At 53.1% G+C, this 2588-nt stretch carries 1 protein-coding gene and 1 rRNA gene; one reads left to right on the top strand and one right to left on the bottom strand.

The window, feature by feature from the left end; genetic code table 11:
• Nucleotides 1-16 precede the first annotated feature (16 nt).
• Nucleotides 17-133 (top strand): 5S ribosomal RNA (gene rrf / locus ADA16_RS09710).
• A 527-nt stretch (nucleotides 134-660) separates the two neighbouring features.
• On the opposite strand, the gene ADA16_RS09705 is transcribed toward rrf, so the two are convergent.
• Nucleotides 661-2109: a nucleobase:cation symporter-2 family protein gene (locus tag ADA16_RS09705; RefSeq protein ID WP_048761472.1), complete on the bottom strand. Its 1449-nt coding sequence runs from the start codon at nucleotides 2107-2109 to the stop codon at nucleotides 661-663.
• Between the last annotated feature and the right edge of the window lie 479 nt (nucleotides 2110-2588).

Genomic DNA, 2588 nt, shown 5'->3' with positions numbered 1-2588 from the left:
TTGTTGCCTGGTTTTTGTCGGTGGTGTTAGCGGTGGGGTCACGCCCGGTCCCATTCCGAACCCGGAAGCTAAGTCCACCAGCGCCGATGGTACTGCACTCGGGAGGGTGTGGGAGAGTAGGTCGCCGCCGGCATAGAATTTTTTTGTGGGTCGTGGTGCTCATCCCGTGTGGGGTGGGTGCCACGGCCCCTTTTTTTTTACACCCAACAGTAAACAACATTTAATTGATATATGTCGTAGCTTATGTCTCGGTGATGGCCACTGATTTTGCTTGGTTATGGGTACTTGAAAGGGCGCCGGTGCGCAGTAGATCGGTCGCGGAGGCTCCTCGAATTCTGGCACTTAGCTTGTTGGCATGTGCGATTCATCTATTGCACGTCTGTGACTATCACCGCCACTCATCCCTACATACAGGTACCCCGGTTCAAATGAGGCTTTAGTACCAAGCTGTCCAAATAGGGAGACATACGCTTACTTAGTAGTCAGCTCTGATTTTCGAGTCGTACCTACGAGATACTGTGGCGGCTTTCTCGATCGCGCCAAAAGAAAATCCCGTATGGGTGAGGTATTGCCTGCGCCCATACGGGAATGTGCCGTATTTAGTTAGGTTAGCGCTGCCTGGGATTAAGCTATGCAGCCGCGCTAATCAAAGTACCGAAGTTAGTTATTACTGCTCGGCTTAGCCATTGGGACGTCGCCGTAGCCATCGTGGTCCTCATCTTCAGAGTTGATACCGCCGCGGAAGGTGTCGTGAGCGCTCGGCTCTACTGCGTGTGGTGCGCGGTCGGCCGTATTGAACAGCAGGTTCAAGATAATCGCAGCGACGGAACCAACACAGATACCTGAGGCCATAAAAGTCTGTGCCCAGGCAGGAAGGCCGGTAAACAAGTCCGGTGATACCGCCGGCAGTAGTGCCAGAGCCAGGGGAATTCCGACCACAATTACGTTGGATTCAGTGAACTTAACCTTGGACAATGTTCGAACGCCCGATGCTGCGACCATACCGAACAGCGCGATACCTGCACCGCCCAGAACCGGAGCCGGGATGGCAGCTACCAGCGCAGCCGTCTTCGGAATCAAACCCAGAATCAGCAACATGCCACCTGCAGCTGCGGTTACCCAACGGGATCGGACTCCCGTAATAGACAGGACTCCGATGTTCTGCGCAAAGGCCGTGTACTGGAAGGTATTGAAAATACCGCCGATTACGGTCGCAGCACCGTCGGCACGCAGTGTGTCGGCAATACGGCGATCATCAATCTCTGAGTTGGTAATCTCACCTATTGCAAGCACGTCGCCAGTCGCTTCGACCATAGTCACAAGCGAAACAATGCACATGGCAAACACGGCTGAGAAGACGAACTCAGGCATGCCGAAATAGAACGGATGCGTCAGTCCAAAGATCGGTGAGTCCTTAGTTCCAGACCAATCCACCATTCCCAATGGAATACAAAGCAGCAAACCAGAAATCATGCCCACGAGGACGGCAATTCGGGCTAGCCATTCCGGCGCCCAACGCTCGATACTGAGAATTAAGACCAACACAAACGCAGCTACTGCCAAGTTTTCGGGTGCGCCGTAATCAGGAGTGTCCTTGATTTCAGCACCGCCGCCTACCCAGTCGGCTGCGACTGGCATTAGCGTCGTACCAATAATCAACAGCACTGTACCAGTGACCAACGGCGGAAATAGGCGCAGAAGGGACGCAAAAAGTGGTGCAAAGAGCATCATAAAAATGCCCGATGCAATCACCGAACCGTAAATCGCGGGCACGCCGTACTGCGATCCGATAGTGACCATCGGAATCGCAGCAGAGAAGGTACAGCCCTGAATCAGTGGAAGCCGCACACCAAATCGCCAAATACCCACCGACTGCACAATGGTGGCGATGCCGGCAACGAACAAGTCCGCGGCAATGAGGTGTGGAATATCGGATGGGGACATACGTCCGGCATCCACAAGTGCCCAGCCCACGAAAAGCGGGACAGCCACCGCGCCTGCATACGCGGCGAGCACATGTTGAAAGCCGAGTATTAGCAGTTTCACATGGCCCGGATATTCATCGACCGGATGGACCGTCCGAGCATCGGTATTCGCTGATGTAGTCACAGCTCGACTCTAGTTCCCAAGCCCAACTTTTCCCCACTGGCGCTTTGTGTTGGGGTGGAATCATTCAATTTCGCTTTACGACGGAACCTTCCAGCGGTCATCAGTTGCTGCGATATTGAGCCGAAAGATGTTGGTCACTCATGCGCGCGTTCAAAACAAATGAACTTTAAGTGAAACTCTAGGGTTCAATCCCTCCAGGGGGCTGCGATAGGCTTGAATATGAGATTTGACCTGCGGATTCGCTTTGTCTGTGAATCATGTGTAATGTAATCGAAGTCAGCGCGACAGCGTCGCTGCCAGGGAGTTTAGCTCCCTAGGTAGGATTCTCAGTCAGCGTTGAACACGGGGGAACATTTTCTTCACTATTCGTTTAATGTTCGTCAGTTGTTTGACTAAGAACTTGCGAATTTGGTAGTGTTCCTTCTTGCCGCTCACGGGGTGGCTGCTGCTTGGTTGTGGTGGTTGTTTTGTGGGTGTGT

Origin of the sequence: Corynebacterium vitaeruminis (assembly GCF_001054325.1) — a bacterium.
GTDB lineage: Bacteria > Actinomycetota > Actinomycetes > Mycobacteriales > Mycobacteriaceae > Corynebacterium > Corynebacterium vitaeruminis_A.
Note: the sequence above shows the minus strand (reverse complement) of the source record. Positions and strands in the feature narration are given on the sequence as shown.